General features: G+C 63.3%; 15 protein-coding genes and 1 pseudogene. 8 read left to right on the top strand and 8 right to left on the bottom strand.

All coding sequences use genetic code 11. The features are described from left to right. Positions 1–7: 7 nt before the first annotated feature. From BOO69_RS17705 to BOO69_RS17690, 4 genes are read right to left on the bottom strand one after another with little or no spacing between them, the layout of a single operon-like run. The gene (locus tag BOO69_RS17705; RefSeq protein ID WP_071973371.1) at positions 8–475 is read right to left on the bottom strand and encodes a GNAT family N-acetyltransferase; all 468 of its coding nucleotides are present in this window, start codon (positions 473–475) and stop codon (positions 8–10) included. Beyond that, positions 472–2,070 (bottom strand): ABC transporter ATP-binding protein, encoded by a 1,599-nt coding sequence (locus BOO69_RS17700; RefSeq protein ID WP_071973370.1) that lies wholly within the window; start codon positions 2,068–2,070, stop codon positions 472–474. The genes BOO69_RS17705 and BOO69_RS17700 overlap by 4 nt, the downstream gene beginning before the upstream one ends. After that, positions 2,067–2,882, bottom strand: a complete 816-nt coding sequence (locus BOO69_RS17695; RefSeq protein WP_071973369.1) for an ABC transporter permease — start codon at positions 2,880–2,882, stop codon at positions 2,067–2,069. The genes BOO69_RS17700 and BOO69_RS17695 overlap by 4 nt, the downstream gene beginning before the upstream one ends. Next, positions 2,879–3,826, bottom strand: coding sequence for an ABC transporter permease (locus BOO69_RS17690; protein ID WP_071973368.1), 948 nt, complete (start codon positions 3,824–3,826; stop codon positions 2,879–2,881). Before BOO69_RS17690 ends, BOO69_RS17695 begins: the two co-directional genes overlap by 4 nt. Positions 3,827–4,098: 272 nt before the next feature. On the opposite strand from BOO69_RS17690, the gene BOO69_RS17685 reads away from it, so the two are divergent. The 3 genes and pseudogenes from BOO69_RS17685 (at position 4,099) to BOO69_RS17675 (ending at position 6,288) form a co-directional block, all read left to right on the top strand. Continuing rightward, a complete protein-coding gene (locus tag BOO69_RS17685; protein WP_071973367.1) occupies positions 4,099–4,509 on the top strand; it encodes an HdeA/HdeB family chaperone in 411 nt (136 codons plus the stop codon). Between the two features lie 98 nt (positions 4,510–4,607). Continuing rightward, entirely contained in the window at positions 4,608–5,057 is a 450-nt protein-coding gene (locus BOO69_RS17680) for a hypothetical protein (RefSeq protein ID WP_237267515.1), read from the top strand. Positions 5,058–5,173: 116 nt separating this feature from the next. Next, positions 5,174–6,288: pseudogene (locus BOO69_RS17675) on the top strand (acetoin utilization protein AcuC). 9 nt (positions 6,289–6,297) lie between these two features. On the opposite strand, the gene BOO69_RS17670 reads toward BOO69_RS17675, so the two are convergent. Beyond that, positions 6,298–7,479 carry an acetyl-CoA C-acyltransferase family protein gene (locus BOO69_RS17670; RefSeq protein WP_071973365.1) on the bottom strand — a complete coding sequence of 394 codons (1,182 nt, stop codon included), beginning with the start codon at positions 7,477–7,479 and terminating at the stop codon, positions 6,298–6,300. Positions 7,480–7,601: 122 nt separating this feature from the next. Here BOO69_RS17670 and BOO69_RS17665 point away from each other — a divergent pair, with 122 nt between their 5' ends. The 4 genes from BOO69_RS17665 (at position 7,602) to BOO69_RS17650 (ending at position 11,575) form a co-directional block, all read left to right on the top strand. After that, positions 7,602–8,168, top strand: coding sequence for a helix-turn-helix domain-containing protein (locus BOO69_RS17665; protein ID WP_071973904.1), 567 nt, complete (start codon positions 7,602–7,604; stop codon positions 8,166–8,168). A 101-nt stretch (positions 8,169–8,269) separates the two neighbouring features. Then, on the top strand, positions 8,270–9,457 hold the full coding sequence (locus BOO69_RS17660; protein ID WP_071973364.1) for a glycine C-acetyltransferase: 1,188 nt from the start codon (positions 8,270–8,272) through the stop codon (positions 9,455–9,457). After that, positions 9,454–10,506: an L-threonine 3-dehydrogenase gene (tdh, locus tag BOO69_RS17655; RefSeq protein ID WP_071973363.1), complete on the top strand. Its 1,053-nt coding sequence runs from the start codon at positions 9,454–9,456 to the stop codon at positions 10,504–10,506. The genes BOO69_RS17660 and tdh overlap by 4 nt, the downstream gene beginning before the upstream one ends. A 73-nt stretch (positions 10,507–10,579) precedes the next feature. Further along, positions 10,580–11,575: a phosphatase domain-containing protein gene (locus tag BOO69_RS17650; protein ID WP_071973362.1), complete on the top strand. Its 996-nt coding sequence runs from the start codon at positions 10,580–10,582 to the stop codon at positions 11,573–11,575. Positions 11,576–11,589: 14 nt separating this feature from the next. On the opposite strand, the gene BOO69_RS17645 is transcribed toward BOO69_RS17650, so the two are convergent. Together BOO69_RS17645 and BOO69_RS17640 are read right to left on the bottom strand one after the other, a co-directional pair. Beyond that, on the bottom strand, positions 11,590–12,318 hold the full coding sequence (locus BOO69_RS17645; protein ID WP_071973903.1) for a metallophosphoesterase family protein: 729 nt from the start codon (positions 12,316–12,318) through the stop codon (positions 11,590–11,592). A gap of 38 nt (positions 12,319–12,356) precedes the next feature. Next, a complete protein-coding gene (locus BOO69_RS17640) occupies positions 12,357–13,310 on the bottom strand; it encodes a LysR family transcriptional regulator (protein ID WP_071973361.1) in 954 nt (317 codons plus the stop codon). 185 nt (positions 13,311–13,495) lie between these two features. Here BOO69_RS17640 and BOO69_RS17635 point away from each other — a divergent pair, with 185 nt between their 5' ends. After that, positions 13,496–13,864 (top strand): hypothetical protein, encoded by a 369-nt coding sequence (locus BOO69_RS17635; RefSeq protein ID WP_071973360.1) that lies wholly within the window; start codon positions 13,496–13,498, stop codon positions 13,862–13,864. A 42-nt stretch (positions 13,865–13,906) separates the two neighbouring features. On the opposite strand, the gene serA is transcribed toward BOO69_RS17635, so the two are convergent. After that, entirely contained in the window at positions 13,907–15,502 is a 1,596-nt protein-coding gene (gene serA / locus BOO69_RS17630; protein ID WP_071973359.1) for a phosphoglycerate dehydrogenase, read from the bottom strand. Between the last annotated feature and the right edge of the window lie 24 nt (positions 15,503–15,526).

Raw genomic sequence — 15,526 nt, 5'->3', positions numbered from 1 at the left:
AGCCCGGTCAGCGTTCCACGCGAAAAGAGAAACTTCCCGCCTGTCGGGCGGTCCGGGGAGGACGCAAGGTGATCTCGCAGACGCCCTCGCAGGCCTCGAGGCATTGCTGCCAGAAATCCATCGCGCCGGGCGGGTTCTTTCCGACGCCCAGCACCCAGTCGCCGCCCAGAGCCTGAAAGATCATCTCGGCTGCCTGCGTCCCGATCCCCCGGTGCCGGTGATCCGGCCGGATGGTGAATTCGGTCATCTCATGCGTCCCGTCGGGGTGGTTCCAGACGAGTGCGAAGCCGATCGGCGTTCCGTCCAGCTCGATCAGGTAGGGATGGCGTCCCGGCTCGATCCAATAGCGGTCCAGTGCGTTGGGAAAGAAGGCCGGCCCGTTCGGCAGCACTTCCTGAAAGTACGTTCGCGCCATGCCGTCCAGGACCGCCCGTCGGGATTCGGGAACGGGGACGATGGTGATCCTGCCGGTCATACGGCGTCCTGCAGCGGCGGCAGCACGGGTGCTGCGTCTATCAGGGTGCGGGTGTAGGGATGCTGCGGATTCTCGAATGTCCGGTCCGTCGGACCTTCCTCGACGATCTTGCCCGCCTTCATGACAAGGACACGATCCGTGACCGTGCGCACCACCGACAGATCGTGCGATATGAAGAGATAGGTCAGATCGTATGCACCGCAGAGATCCGCCAGCAGGTCGAGAATCTGGGCGCGCACCGAAACGTCCAGAGCGCTCACGGCTTCGTCGAAGAGGATCAGTTCGGGCCGGATGATCAATGCACGGGCGATGGCGATGCGTTGCCGTTGACCCCCCGAGAATTCGTGGATGTATTTGCGCGCGTCAGCAGGCCCAAGCCCGACGGCGGTCAGTGCCTCGTCTATCGCGCGGACCCGTGCGGCGCCCGTCGGCGGGTCGGGCAGCAGGTGGAACGGCTCCGTCACCAGCCGGTCCACCCGATGCCGGGGGTTGAAGCTGCCGAAGGGATCCTGGAACACCACCTGCATCTTGCGTCGGACCGCCAGATTGGGGGCATTGCCGGAAAAGACCGGATCGCCATCCAGCGTGATGCTGCCCGCCTGCACCGGTTCGAGCCCCAGAAGCGCGCGGGTCAGCGTGGACTTGCCGCAGCCCGATTCCCCCACGAGGCCCAGCCGTTCGCCCTTGTGGATGGTAAAGGATACATCGTCGACGGCGCGGAAGTGCGAGACGGGGCCGAACAGGGTCTTGCGAGGCAGGCGGTAGTCACGGCAGACGTCCGTCACCTCCAGCAGCGGTGTTTTCGCGGTCACCTTGGGCAGCGTGACACGGTGACCCGAAGCGGCAAAGAGCATCCTGGTGTAGGGATGGCTCATGTGCTTGAGCAATTGCCCGGTCTGGCCTTCCTCCACGACCTCGCCGTTGCGCATGACGACGATACGGTCCGCCATGTCCGCCACCACGGCAAGATCATGGGTGATCATCATCAGGCCCATGCCGTCGGTCCGCGCAAGGTTTTGCAGCAATTCCAGGATTTGTGCCTGCGTCGTGACATCGAGCGCGGTGGTCGGTTCGTCCGCGATCAGCAGGCGTGGACGCAGCGCGATGGCCATGGCGATCACCACCCGCTGGCGCTGTCCCCCGGACAGTTCATGCGGATACCGGCTGAGGGGAAACCGGTCCTGCGGCAGACCCACCCGCGTCAGCGTTTCCGCCGCCCTTTCCTCGGCGGCGGCGCGGGAAATGCCCCTTTCATGAATGCGGATGGTCTCGGCCACCTGGGCGCCGATGGTCTGAACCGGATTCAGTGCCGTCATCGGTTCCTGGAAGACCATGCCGATCTCGTTCCCGCGGATGCCGCAGAGCGTCCGTTCGCCCTGCTTGGCCAGATCCATGTCGCGGAACATGATGCGGCCCCGCGTCAGGGTTCCCTTGGGCAGCAGTTGCATGGTGGCCAAGGCGGTCAGCGATTTGCCCGAACCGCTTTCTCCCGTGATGGCGATGATCTCGCCCTGTTCGATCGACAGGGTCACGTCCCGCAGGATGTCGAGACCGTAGATCGACAGCGACAGTTTCTGGATGGAAAGCAGGCTCATGTGCGCACCACCCGGAGGCGGGGATCGAGATAGTCGCGCATCCCGTCTCCCAGCAGGTTGAGTCCGAGGACTGTCAGGATGATCGCGAATCCGGGAACCAGCGCCATGTGCGGTGCGATGCTGACGAGCGTCTGGGCATCTGCGAGCATCCTGCCCCACGAAGGGGTGGGCGGCTGTGCGCCAAGACCCACGTAGCTAAGGGCCGCTTCTGCGAGGATGCCGAGCGAGAACTGGATCGTTCCTTGCACGATCAGCAGGTTGGTGACGTTGGGCAGGATATGTTCGGCGGAAATGCGCGCGGCGGACTTGCCCGCCACCCGTGCCGCAAGAATGAACTCCCGCTGCCACAACGACAGGGCGGCCCCACGGGTGATCCGGGCAAACACGGGTATGTTGAAGATCCCGATGGCGATGATCGCGTTGATCGCCCCTGCGCCGAAGATCGCCGTGATGAGGATGGCGATGACGATGCTTGGAAAGGCAAAGACCAGATCGTTGCCACGCATGATCAGTTCGTCCAGCCAGCTGCCCTTTCGCGCCGCGGCCCAGAGGCCCAGTGGAATGCCCAGGCCCATGCCGATCCCCACCGCCACCAGTGCAACGGCAATGGAGGTCCGGGCGCCGACCATGATCATGCTCAGGATGTCGCGACCGAAATGATCGGTGCCCAGAAGATGGGTGGCATTCGGCGCCTGAAGCTTGTTCGGGATGTCCAGCGCGGCGTAATCGTAAGGCGTCCAGACAAAGCTGATCAGTGCCGCCAGCACGAAAAGCGCGGAAAGCGCTGCGCCAAGGATCAGGTTGCGTCTCATGTCCGCGATCTCAGTCTCGGATCGACCGCGGCATAGGCGAGATCCACGAGGAAGTTCACGAGGATCACGGAAAAGACCAGCAGCATGACCACCGATTCCACGACGATCAGGTCCCGGGCCGAGATCGACTGGAAGACCAGGCGCCCCAGGCCGGGAAGGTAGAATACCTGTTCGATGATGATCGACCCGGCCAGGAGGAAGGAGAACTGCAACCCGATGATCGTCAGGACCGGGATCAGCGCATTGCGCAGCCCGTGACGCCAGAGTGCCTGACGCTCGCTCAGCCCCTTTGCCCGCGCCGTCCGCATGAAATCCTCGCCCAGCACATCCAGCAGGGAGGATCGCATGACCCGCGCGAGGATCGCCGCTTGCGGCAATGCGAGCGCGACGGCCGGGAGGGTGAGTGCGTGAATACCCGCCCAGAAGCCGCTGTCCCACCCGACGAAGCCGCCCGCCGCGAACCAGCGCAGGTTGATGGCAAACACCAGCACCAGCATCATGGCGAACCAGAAATTCGGAACGGCCACGCCCAGTTGCGTCGCGCCCATCACGCCGATGTCACCCGCCTGCCCGCGGCGCGAGGCGGCGAACAGCCCCGCGGGAAAGGCGACCGCCGTGCTGAGCAACAGCGCATAAAGTGCAAGCGGCAGCGACACCCACAGCCGATCCGCGACCATGCCAATCACCGGCGTCCGGTAGGTGTAGGAGGTGCCGAAATCCCCCGTCAGCATCCCGCCGACCCACGACAGATAGCGCTGTACCTTGGACTGATCCAAACCAAGCTCCGTGCGCAGCGCGGCGAGGGTTTCGGGCTGGGCGTTCATTCCCAGCATGAAGGACGCCGGATCGCCGGGTGCCACCTCGATCACCGCGAAAATGACCAGTGACGCGACGGCAAGGCTCAGCAGAAGGGAGAGCAGTCTCTTGAGGGTGTATCGGATCATTTTTCGGGAGGTTATGCGCAGCCGCCCGACCCGTCCAGAGAATAAGGATCAGGGCATTCTTGCCGGATGCCACTTTGCCGTGAAGGGACAGCCTACGATGGATTCCTCCCCCGTTGCCCAAGTATTCCCGGAAATATCCCCCAGATTCTTGTGCAATGGAATCAGGTGGTTACGGCATATGAGGGCGATTTGGCAGAAAGTTCCACACGTTTGGATGGAACCCTCATTTGCGGGGTCCGTTGTGTCTGCAACGTCAAACAAGGAGATTACAAATGAAATTTGTTGTGAAAACACTTGCTGTCGCCGGTCTTGCAGGCACGCTTGCCGCACCGGCATTTGCCGCCGCGCACATGGATGTATCCACCATGACTTGCGAACAGTACAACGAACTGGGCGGCGCGGACCGTGACAAGGTCGCGATGATGGTTCTGGCTGACATGGATTCCAATACCGAAGGCAGCGACGGCACGGCGACCGCGAACCAACCCGCGGACATGGAAACCGAGGAGGAGAGCAACACCTCCGCATCGGTCGAAGGCTCGGCAAACTCCACGTCGATCGCGCCGGCTGACGATGATCTGGCGCGCATGTCCGAGGACATCCGCCGTCTCAACCGTGTCTGCTCGCGCAACTGGGACGCAATGGTGACCGAAGCCGCAGCAGGTCTTTCCGGCACACGTTAATCTCTGATATCGACCCCCGGAGCGCGCTCGGTGCGCGCTCCGGGAACCAAACCGCGAGATGCCGGTTTCATTGTCATACCTCAATATGGAGAATGGTAATGAATAATCTGGTAAAGATCATCGCGGTAGCCGGTCTGTCGGCGACAGTCGCGGCCCCCGCTTTCGCACAGACGGAGATGAGTGCCTCCATGACCTGTGCGGAGTACAAGGCCCTTTCCCCCGAAGATCAGATGACCGTCGCCGCGATGGCGATTGCCGAAGTGCACGGCGGAATGGACGGCATGGGCATGAGCGGCGAGCCCAAGGCGGTCGAAGATTCGGCTGGTGACACCACCGCAGCCGAAGCCACCGATGGCGCCGCCGACGCGGGAAGCGTGATCGCGGGTGAAGCCAAGGCGGTGGAACCGACCGGCGGCAATACGGTTGCATCCAACATGACGGCTGAACCGATGGACGAAGCGGCCATGGAAGCGTTCATGGTGGCTTGCGATCAGAACCTCGACGCCATGGTGTCGGAAGCCGCAGCAGGCCTGAACGGCACGAAGTGACGTCTGGCTCATTCAACGACGAAGGGCACCTCGCGGTGCCCTTTTTCATGTCGCACCGCAAGTTCGCAGGCCGTATCGCCCGTGGCAAATCGGCGTCGCACCGCTAGATCTGGCCGATGAGCCAACCTGCTTTCATCGGACACGACATCTATCGCCATTCTTCGTATGGAAGATGGCACCCGCTTCGCGTGCCACGGGTGTCCACGGTCATGGACCTGTCCCGTGCCTTGGGCTGGCTGGACCGGGACCAGTTCATCCGCTCGCCCAAGGCGAAGCCCGCGGCACTGACACGGTGGCATACACCGCGCTACGTGGCAGCCCTGCAGCGGGTGGAGCAGGCTCAGGCAGCGACCGCTGACGATCTGAAGCACCATGACATCGGCAGTGTGACCAATCCCGTTTTCCCGGAGATTTTCAGCCGTCCTGCCACCGCTGCCGGCGGGTCGATCCTTGCCGGAGAGCTGCTGAGGAAGGGGGGATCGTGTACAGCCCCGCGGGCGGTACGCATCACGGGATGCCCGATCGCGCGAACGGTTTCTGCTATCTGAACGATCCCGTCCTCGCCATGCTGTCGTTGCGCCACAACGGTGTCCGGCGGATCGCATACTTGGACATCGACGCCCACCATCCCGACGGTGTCGAGGCCGGGTTCGCCGGCGATCCCGATTGCATGTTGATCTCGGTTCACGAAGACCGTCTGTGGCCCCGCACCGGCCCGCTGGACAACGATGGCGGGGGCAATGCCTTCAACCTACCGGTGCCGCGTGGTTTCAACGATACCGAAATGGCCTGTTTCCGGGACGAGTTCCTGCTGCCCCGCGTGCGGGCTTTTCAGCCGGACGCGATCGTTTTCCTGTGCGGCGCCGACGGGCTGGAGGAAGACCCGCTGTCTCACATGCATCTGAGCAACAACGCCCATTGGGAAATTCTGCGTGCGATCATGCTGCTTGCGCCACGTCTGCTCGTCCTCGGGGGCGGGGGATACAATCCATGGTCGGTAGGCCGGATGTGGACAGGCATCTGGGGCACGCTCAACGACCGCCCGATCCCGCGGGTTCTGCCGGCAAAGGCCGAAGCGGTGCTCCGCGCATTGCGTTTCGATGGCAACCGGCGGGGGAAGAATCCCCCGGAGCATTGGTTCACCACGTTGCAGGATATGCCCCGACCGGGCCCCGTGCGCGACGAGGTCGCGGCGGCGTTGGAACACCTCAACCGCCGCGCCCCGGTCTGATCCCTGTTCTCAGCCCATCCGTTCGATGGCCAGCGCGATGCCCTGACCGCCGCCGATGCACATGGTCACGAGGGCCCGCTTGCCGCCGATCCGCTCCAGTTCATAAAGCGCCTTCACGGTGATGATCGCGCCAGTCGCGCCGACAGGGTGGCCCAGGGCGATGGCACCGCCATTCGGGTTCACCCTGGCAGGATCGAAACCCAGCTTCCGTGAAACCGCAACCGCCTGGGCGGCAAAGGCTTCGTTGCTTTCGATCACGTCGAAATCCTCTGCGCTCAGGCCCGTCCGGGCCAGCAGGTTCTCGACCGCCGGTACCGGACCGATGCCCATGACCTCGGGCCGCACCCCGGCGTGGGCGTAGCCCAGGATGCGGGCGCGCGGGGTCAGCCCCGCCTTTTCGGCGGCGTCCGCGGTGGCCAGCACCACGGCGGCGGCCCCGTCGTTGATACCGCTGGCATTGCCTGCCGTGACGGCGCCGTCCTTCTTGAACACCGGACGCAGTCCGGCAAGGGCCTCTGCCGTGGTCGCTTTGGGATGCTCATCGACCTCGAAGGCGACCGTGTCGCGTTTGACCTTCACGTCGACCGGCGTGATCTGGTCCTTGAAATGCCCGGCCTCGATCGCCGCCCTTGCGCGCTCCTGGCTTTGCAGCGCGAAAGCGTCCATGTCCGCCCGGCTGATGTCATGCTCCGCCGCGACGTTTTCGGCGGTGACGCCCATGTGACCGCTCCCGAAGGGGCAGTTCAGCGTCCCGAGCATCATGTCGACGGATTTGACGTCGCCCATCTTCTGGCCCCAGCGGGCATTCTGAAGCAGGTAGGGCGAGCGCGACATGTTTTCGGCCCCGCCGGCCAATCCGAAGTCCGCATCCCCCAGCATCAGCGATTGCGCCACCGACACGATGGCCTGAACCCCCGACCCGCAGAGTCGGTTCACGTTCATCGCCGGAACGTTCTCCGGCACGCCGGCCTGCATGGAAGCGACCCGCGACAGGTACATGTCGCGCGGTTCCGTGTTGATGACATGCCCGAAGGCGACGTGTCCGATGCGGTCGGGTGCGACACCCGCCCGCTCCATCGCGGCCTTTGCCGCCGTGCTGCCCAGGTCGATGGGCGGAGTGTCGGCCAGCGAGCCGCCGAAAGTACCGATCGCAGTACGTGCGCCGCCCAGGATAACGATGTCTTTTGTCATGATGCTTCCTTCTGTGTTTGGGCGAATATGGCGCAGGTTGATCCGGATGTCAGGGGCCGTTTTCGGTTCCGCGAAAGGCCCGGACGTTGACTTTCACCCGAAGCGGGGCCAATCCATCCGTCATGACGGAAAAGCCCGACACCCTGCTGACCAAGCTGCCCGCCCGGTTGAAAGAGGCGCGGCTGGGCCAGGGGCTGTCGCTCGACGCGGTGGCGAAACTGTCGGGCGTATCCCGGTCCATGGTCAGCCAGATCGAGCGTGGTGAATCGTCGCCGACGATCGCGACACTGTGGAATCTGACCCGTGCCCTTCAGGTCGATTTCGCAGGCCTTCTGGACCAGGGACTGCAGGGAACGCGGATCGACCTGCTCAGGGCTCAGGATGTGCCGACGATCACCAACCTCGGCACCGGATGCCGGATCCGCATCCTGTCGCCACCGGAGGACGCGGGCCGGCACGAGGTCTATGAACTGCATATCGACGGCGGCGGCGCACTGGACAGCGACCCGCATGCCCAGGGGGCCCGCGAGCATCTGACAGTGATCGATGGCTGCGCCACCCTGACCAGCGGCAACAGCACGGAAACCCTGAAGCCGGCGGACACGGCGCGCTATCCCGCCGATGTCGCGCACTGTATCGCCGCGCCTGATGGGCCGTTGCGCGCCTTTCTCGTGGTTCACTACGGCTGAAGGGCCTGCTTTCTGCTAAAGCGGAAAAATTCTGTTATAATGGAATTTTGTGTTTTCCTGTCCGCAGCGCCATGTTAGAGGGCAGGAAAAAGGACATTGCCATGACCGAAGCCTACCTCAAGCACATCGACGACATCCTGACGCAGATCGAGGCGGACGGGATGATGAAGAAGGAGCGGCTGATCACGTCGCCGCAGGCGGCGACCATCGACGTCGGCGGGCGGGCGATGATCAACCTCTGCGCCAACAACTATCTCGGACTTGCCGACCATCCCGAGCTGATCGCCGCCGCAAGGGACGCGATGGACCCGAAAGGCTTCGGCATGGCTTCGGTACGGTTCATCTGCGGGACGCAGGACATCCACCGGGAACTGGAGCAACGTCTGGCCGCCTATCTCGGCAAGGACGACTCGATCCTCTTTGCCGCCTGCTTCGATGCCAACGGGGGCCTATTCGAGCCGCTTTTTGGTCCGGAGGATGCCATCGTCTCGGACGCGCTCAACCATGCGTCGATCATCGACGGCATCCGGCTTTGCAAGGCCAAGCGCTATCGCTATGCCAACAGCGACATGCACGATCTCGAAGGGCAGCTGAAACTGGCCCGCGAGGAAGGGGCACGTTTCATCCTGATCGCGACCGACGGCGTCTTCAGCATGGACGGCTACCTTGCGAAACTCCCCGAGATTTCGGCGCTGGCAAGGAAATACGAGGCCTTGGTGATGGTGGACGATTGCCACGCCACCGGCTTCATGGGGCCGAAAGGGGCCGGGACGCCTGCGCATTTCGGGGTGGATGTGGACCTGCTGACCGGCACGCTGGGCAAGGCGCTGGGCGGTGCGATCGGGGGCTACATCGCCGGGCCGCAGGCCGTGATCGATCTCCTTCGACAGCGTGCGCGCCCGTACCTGTTCTCGAACTCGCTTCCGCCGGCGATCGTCATGGCCGGTCTCAAGGCGCTGGATCTGGTGGAGGCGGGCGACGACCTGCGCGCGCGGCTGTTCGAAAATACGGCATATTGGCGCGCGGGGCTGGAACGGCTGGGTTTCGACCTGCTGCCCGGCGAGCATCCCATCGTCCCGGTCATGCTGGGCGAGGCCCAGCTGGCGCAGGACATGGCGGCGCGCTTGTTTGACGAAGGCGTCTACGTGAGCGGATTTTTCTTTCCGGTCGTTCCCCGAGGGGCGGCGCGCATCCGGACCCAGATGAACGCGGCGCTCACGAGGGCCGAGCTTGATCGTGCCCTTGCGGCCTTCGACGTGGCGGGCAAAGCCTGTGGTGTGCTGTCATGACCAATGAAATGATGGCCCTGAGCAAGTTGCACCCGCGCGAGGGCCTGTGGTTGACGCACGCCCCGGTGCCCGAGATCGGTCCAGACGACGTGCTGATCCGGATCAAAAAGACCGGGATCTGCGGCACGGACATCCACATCTGGAATTGGGACGACTGGGCCGCGGGCACGGTGCCGGTGCCGATGATTACCGGACACGAATTCGCGGGCGAGATCGTCGAGGTCGGGCGCAACGTCGAGGGGCTGGAAATCGGACAGCGGTGTTCGGGCGAAGGACATCTGATCGGAAAGCAGTCGCGCCAGTCGCGCGCCGGAAAATTCCATCTGGATCCGGCGACACGCGGTATCGGAGTGAACGAGCAGGGCGCGTTCGCGGAGTATCTTCGCCTGCCCGCATTCAACGTCGTGCCGTTGCCGGATACGATCAGCGATGACATCGGGGCCATTCTCGACCCGCTCGGCAACGCCGTCCACACGGCGCTCAGTTTCGACCTGGTGGGGGAGGACGTGCTGATCACCGGGGCGGGCCCGATCGGGATCATGGCGGCTGCCGTTGCGCGGCACGTCGGGGCGCGCCATGTGGCGATCACCGACATCAATCCGGCACGGCTGGAACTGGCGACAAAGGTCGCCGACGTCGTCCCGGTGAACGTGGCCGAGGAAGATCTGGGTGACGTGATTGCCCGGCTCAAGATGAAGCAGGGTTTCGATGTCGGCATGGAAATGTCCGGTGCGCAGGCTGCTCTCGATCAGATGGTCGAGGCGATGACCATGGGCGGCCGGATCGCCATGCTGGGCATTCCGCCGGGAAAGTCCCCGGTGGACTGGAGCCGCATCGTGTTCAAGGCCATCACAATCAAGGGTGTCTATGGCCGCGAGATCTTCGAGACATGGTACAAGATGATCGCGATGCTGGAGAACGGGCTGGATGTCTCTGCCATCATCACCCACCGTTTTGCCGCGGCGGATTTCGAAACCGGATTCGCCGCAATGAAGTCCGGAGAAGCCGGCAAGGTCGTCCTCGACTGGACCGGCGCGCGCCACGCGTGACTCCCTCGCGGCCGGGCATTGGCGGCACGCCGGCCGGTTGCATGGCCCCTCCACGGGTGCAAGTAAGGGCGGCATGATCGGACGCAAGTTGCATCGTCTTGCCCTCGTGGCAGAGCGCGCCGTTGACCGGTTGCGGGGGCCCCGTAACCGGCGACGGGTCATCGACCCCTACGCCGGCTACGCCACGCCCGAGCATCTGGTGGTCAGGGGTCGGGTGCTGACCGGTTTGCGTCGGAACCAGCCCGAGGCCGACCAGTCCGCATGGATCAATTTTCGCCAGATGGTGTCGCTGTTCCTGACGTCCGAGGTGGCGGGCGTGGAGGTGAAGGCACGCGGTGTCACCACCCTGTCGGATGAGGAGGGGTATTTCACCCTGTTGCTGCCGCGCGGCGAGGAAAGCGGCTGGGTGGAGGTCACGGTGGACATCACGGGCCACGAGGCCACCGCGACCTGTCCTGTCCTGATCGCGCACCCGGATGCGGCGTATGGCGTGATATCGGACATCGACGACACGATGCTGCGAACCGGTGCCTATTCGCTGCCGCGCAATCTCTGGACGTCCCTGACCGGCAACGCACTGACCCGGGAAGTGTTCGAGGACGCACCGCCTTTCATGGCGGCGCTGTCCGATGGTGAACGCAACCCGGTCTATTATGTCAGTTCAAGCCCGTGGAACCTGCACCATTTCCTCCGTCGAATCTTCGCCGCTGCCGGTCTGGTGGAGGGTCCCAAGTTCCTGCGCGATTTCGGCCTGGGTGAGACACAGTTCATCACCGGGACCCATGGCGACCACAAGGGCGCGAGCATCGACGTGATACTCGCCGCCAATCCGGCATTGTCCTTCATCCTCGTCGGTGACACGGGGCAGCATGACGCCATCGTTTACCGGGACGCCGTCGCCCGGCATTCCGGGCGGATCAGGGCCGTCGTGCTGCGCGAACCCGGACAGGGACCGGGACCTGAAGATCTTGCCGCGATGCAGGAAATCAGCCTGCGCGTCCCGTTGTTGCATGGCCGGACATTCGACGGATTCGCGCGTGTTCTTCGCGCAGCGCCAGCCGCGGACTGAATGGCGGTGCCGGATCAGGGTGTCAGCGGCACGCGCCCATCATCGGTCAGCAGCCAGCTTTCTCGTCCTTCGAAGACCGCGACCGACAGCCGCTCTCCGTAGCCCGCGCCGCTGTCGAGGTTGATCCGGTTGCCATAGTGCCGTGCTGCCGATATCGGCGTGTGCCCATGGACGATCAGCTTCGGGTGCGGCGCCGTCTCGTCATGGAATTCGCCGCGGATCCAGAGCAGATCTTCCTCGTCCTGTTTGTCCAGCGGGACACCGGGCCTGATGCCGGCATGGCAAAAGAAAAGATCATCGGTCTGAAAAGACAGATCGAGGTTCGCAAGAAAATCCAGGTGGTCTTGCGGGACCGCTTCGCGCGCTGCACGATGCACGGCAAGCATGCGGTTCCGCGAGGTGAATTCCACGCCGTAGGAGGCCAGCGTCGTGTCGCCGCCGAGCCTTTCGTGCAGCCAGTACAGATTTATCGGCAGATAGGCCTCGTGCCGGGGATAGTCCTGCATGAACCATTCGAACATGCGGTCGTGGTTCCCCTTGATGAAGGTCCACGGGCTGCCCGCCTTCTGACCTTGGACGAGCCGGTCGAGCACGCCTCGGCTGTCCGGCCCGCGGTCGGTGTAGTCGCCGAGAAAGACGATCCGCGCCTCCGGACCGCCGTCCCTTTCGATCAGGGAAAGAGCGCGCTGCAGTTCGTGCAACTGGCCATGAATGTCGCCGATGGCGTAAATGGGATCGGTCATGCGCAGCAGGTAGCGCAGGCCGGTTCGCAAGAAAAGCCCTAGCGGCTGTATCCATCCACTTGCGGGTAGTCGTCGAGCGGCGCCAGGATATCTGCGATGACCCCCCGGATCCAGCCGTGTGCGGCTGCGTTGGTGCGCCGCCGGTGCCAGATCATGCCAATCATCGGCTCCGGCATGGTCACGGGCGGCGGCAAGACCTGCAGGTTCAGCTTTGTGCTGATCTTTCTTGCCAATTGCTCGGGGACAACCGCAACGTAATCGGTTTCCGCAACGGCGCTGCAGACACCGTACATGACCGGAAGCGTCATGACGACACGTCGCTTCCGGCCGACCTTGGCCAGTGCGGCGTCAGCCATCGCCGCAAGGTTCCCTTCCGGTGAAAACAGGACATGGCTGAGATCGCAGAAGGTGTCGATGTCGATCTCACCGGGCGTGGGCAAGGCTGCCAGCCGCGGGTGTCCGCGCCGCGCGATCACGGAAAAACGCGCACGGAACATCGGCTGCCATTCCATCCAGGACGGGCCGTCCATCTGGGGGACCATGGCCAGGTCAACATCCTGTCGTTCCAGTGCGCCCGCATAGTTGTCCGGCACCAGATCGACCAGCTGAATGCGCACGCCGGGTGCTTCCTGTGCGATCTTCTCTGCCAGCTGCGGCATCAGCATTTCGGCAAAGAAATCGCTGCCCGACAGGCGAAAACGGTCGTCCGCGATGCTGGGATCGAAACGCTGCGGGCCCGACAGGATGGTCTCGGTCTGATCCAGCAGTGTCCGCAGCGGCTCGGCAAGTGACAGGGCATAGTCGGTCGGTTCCAGCCGGGGACCGATCCTTACCAGCAAGGGGTCGTTCAACGCGGCACGCAACCGCGACAGCGCGGCGGATACCGCCGGTTGCGATAGCCCGATGCGCTGGCCCGCGTGGGTCGCCGAGCGGGTTTCCAGCAACGCGTCGAGTACGCGCAGCAAATTCAGATCAAAACTGCCAAAATTCATGCTGCTTATAATGATAATATATTAAATCAATTTTTTATATGGAGAAATTCATGGCACAAGATCAGCACGATTTTGCAAAAAAGTCATTCTTTCCGGGGGCTGCTTCTCGCTTCTGCGAGGCAGCCCTCTTTTACGGACGATGCGTTGTGCGCGTGGGTTTGAAACTGGTTGGATAGGTAGGGCAAATGAAGGGTCTGGCGTTCTATTTCTTGGTGATGGGGGTGTTATCGGGACTGGTCGGGATGGTTTGGGGCATTCAGATGTCGGCCACGCAGGATCATGGCCTTTCTCCCGCGCATGGGCATCTCAACCTGATCGGTTGGGTCAGCATGACGCTGTTTGCCCTTTATTATCACGCGGTGCCCGGCGCCGCGCAAAGCCGGCTGGCCATGATCCACTTTGCCGTTTCCGTGGTCGGGCTGCTCGTCCTGGTGCCGGGCATCGCCATCGTGCTGTCGGGCGGCACGGAAGCGCTTGCCAAGATCGGATCAATGATCACGGTCGCGGCCATGCTCCTGTTTCTGGCAGTGGTGCTGCGCAACCGCGCGGCCTGAATCAAAAAGGGCGCCCCGGTCGGGGCGCCCCTTGGTGATCCGTCAGGCTACATCGAATTGCAGCGGCTTGATCTGCTTGAACAGACCGGTGTCGTGCAACTTCTTGATGACCGGGTCCGGGACGACCTCGTCAACGTAGAGCAGCGCGATCGCCTCGCCCTTTGCGGCGGAACGGCCGAGGGTGAAGTTGGCGATGTTCACGCCGTTTTCGCCCATCGTCTGGCCCAGCGCGCCGATGATGCCGGGAACATCCTCGTTCGTGGTGTAAAGCATGTGCTGACCGATCTCGGCGTCGATGGTGATGCCCTTGATCTGGATGAAGCGCGGCTTTCCGTCCGAGAAGACGGTGCCCGCGATGGAACGCTCCCGCTTGTCCGTGACCACCGTCACCTTGATGTAGCCGTCAAAGACGCCCGACTTGTCCTGGTTGGTCGTGCTGATCTGGATGCCCTTCTCGCGTGCGACCACGGGGGCCGACACCATGTTCACGTCGGGATTGGCGCGCTTCATGATGCCCGCGACGACGCCGCAGTTCAGCGCCTCGAGGTTCATCTGGCCGACCGAGCCGTCGTAAAGGATGTTGATGGCCTTGATCGGCTCGTCCGTCATCTGGCCGATGAACGCGCCGAGGTGGCCGGCCAGCTTGACCCAGGGCCCCATGACCTTGGCCTCTTCGGCCGTGACGGAAGGCATGTTCAGCGCGTTGCTGACGGCGCCTGTCAGCAGGTAATCCGACATCTGCTCGGCCACCTGGAGCGCGACGTTCTCCTGCGCTTCGGTGGTGGCGGCGCCGAGGTGCGGCGTGCAGACCACGTTGGGCAGGTTGAAAAGCGGGTTCTCTGTGGCCGGTTCCTCGGCAAAGACGTCGAAGGCTGCCCCCGCGACGTGGCCCGATTTCAACATCTCGGCCAGTGCTTCCTCGTCCACCAGACCGCCCCGGGCGCAGTTGATGATACGGACGCCCTTCTTGGTCTTGGCGAGGTTCTCGCGGCTGAGGATGTTCGCCGTCTGCTCGGTATAGGGAACATGCAGGGTGATGAAATCGGCGCGCTTGAGCAGATCTTCCAGCTCGACCTTCTCGACGCCCATCTTCTTGGCCTTTTCGTCCCCGAGGAAGGGGTCGTAGGCGATGACCTTCATCTTGAGGCCGCGCGCGCGGTCGCAGACGATTCCGCCGATGTTGCCCGCGCCGATCACGCCCAGCGTCTTGCCGGTCAGCTCGACACCCATGAACTTGGATTTTTCCCATTTGCCCGCGTGGGTGGATGCGGACGCTTCGGGGATCTGCCGTGCCACGGCGAACATCATGGCGATGGCATGTTCGGCGGTGGTGATCATGTTGCCGAAAGGCGTGTTCATGACGATCACGCCCTTCTTCGAGGCTTCGTCCTTGTCGATGTTGTCGGTGCCGATCCCCGCGCGACCGATCACCTTGAGGTTCGGCGCATTGGCGAGGATCTTTTCGGTGACCTTGGTCGCGGAGCGGATGGCGAGACCATCGTAGTTGCCGATGACCTCGGCCAGCTTGTCCTTGTCCTTGCCGAGATCGGGCTGGAAATCGACATCGATACCGCGGTCGCGGAAAATCTGGACGGCAGCGTCGGAAAGCTTGTCGGAAATGAGTACTTTGGGAGCCATGTCTGTTGGTCCTTGTCTGATAGC

Origin of the sequence: Sulfitobacter alexandrii (assembly GCF_001886735.1) — a bacterium.
GTDB lineage: Bacteria > Pseudomonadota > Alphaproteobacteria > Rhodobacterales > Rhodobacteraceae > Sulfitobacter > Sulfitobacter alexandrii.
Note: the sequence above shows the minus strand (reverse complement) of the source record. Positions and strands in the feature narration are given on the sequence as shown.

Excerpts from the sequence above, each read along its gene's own strand:
- BOO69_RS17635 (WP_071973360.1), top strand. The coding sequence starts at position 13,496 with ATGAAGGGTCTGGCGTTCTATTTCTTGGTGATGGGGGTGTTATCGGGA.
- BOO69_RS17650 (WP_071973362.1), top strand. The coding sequence starts at position 10,580 with ATGATCGGACGCAAGTTGCATCGTCTTGCCCTCGTGGCAGAGCGCGCC.
- BOO69_RS17705 (WP_071973371.1), bottom strand. The coding sequence starts at position 475 with ATGACCGGCAGGATCACCATCGTCCCCGTTCCCGAATCCCGACGGGCG.
- BOO69_RS17680 (WP_237267515.1), top strand. The coding sequence starts at position 4,608 with ATGAATAATCTGGTAAAGATCATCGCGGTAGCCGGTCTGTCGGCGACA.
- BOO69_RS17645 (WP_071973903.1), bottom strand. The coding sequence starts at position 12,318 with ATGACCGATCCCATTTACGCCATCGGCGACATTCATGGCCAGTTGCAC.
- BOO69_RS17690 (WP_071973368.1), bottom strand. The coding sequence starts at position 3,826 with ATGATCCGATACACCCTCAAGAGACTGCTCTCCCTTCTGCTGAGCCTT.
- BOO69_RS17670 (WP_071973365.1), bottom strand. The coding sequence starts at position 7,479 with ATGACAAAAGACATCGTTATCCTGGGCGGCGCACGTACTGCGATCGGT.
- BOO69_RS17640 (WP_071973361.1), bottom strand. The coding sequence starts at position 13,310 with ATGAATTTTGGCAGTTTTGATCTGAATTTGCTGCGCGTACTCGACGCG.
- serA (WP_071973359.1), bottom strand. The coding sequence starts at position 15,502 with ATGGCTCCCAAAGTACTCATTTCCGACAAGCTTTCCGACGCTGCCGTC.
- BOO69_RS17665 (WP_071973904.1), top strand. The coding sequence starts at position 7,602 with ATGACGGAAAAGCCCGACACCCTGCTGACCAAGCTGCCCGCCCGGTTG.
- BOO69_RS17695 (WP_071973369.1), bottom strand. The coding sequence starts at position 2,882 with ATGAGACGCAACCTGATCCTTGGCGCAGCGCTTTCCGCGCTTTTCGTG.
- BOO69_RS17700 (WP_071973370.1), bottom strand. The coding sequence starts at position 2,070 with ATGAGCCTGCTTTCCATCCAGAAACTGTCGCTGTCGATCTACGGTCTC.
- BOO69_RS17660 (WP_071973364.1), top strand. The coding sequence starts at position 8,270 with ATGACCGAAGCCTACCTCAAGCACATCGACGACATCCTGACGCAGATC.
- tdh (WP_071973363.1), top strand. The coding sequence starts at position 9,454 with ATGACCAATGAAATGATGGCCCTGAGCAAGTTGCACCCGCGCGAGGGC.
- BOO69_RS17685 (WP_071973367.1), top strand. The coding sequence starts at position 4,099 with ATGAAATTTGTTGTGAAAACACTTGCTGTCGCCGGTCTTGCAGGCACG.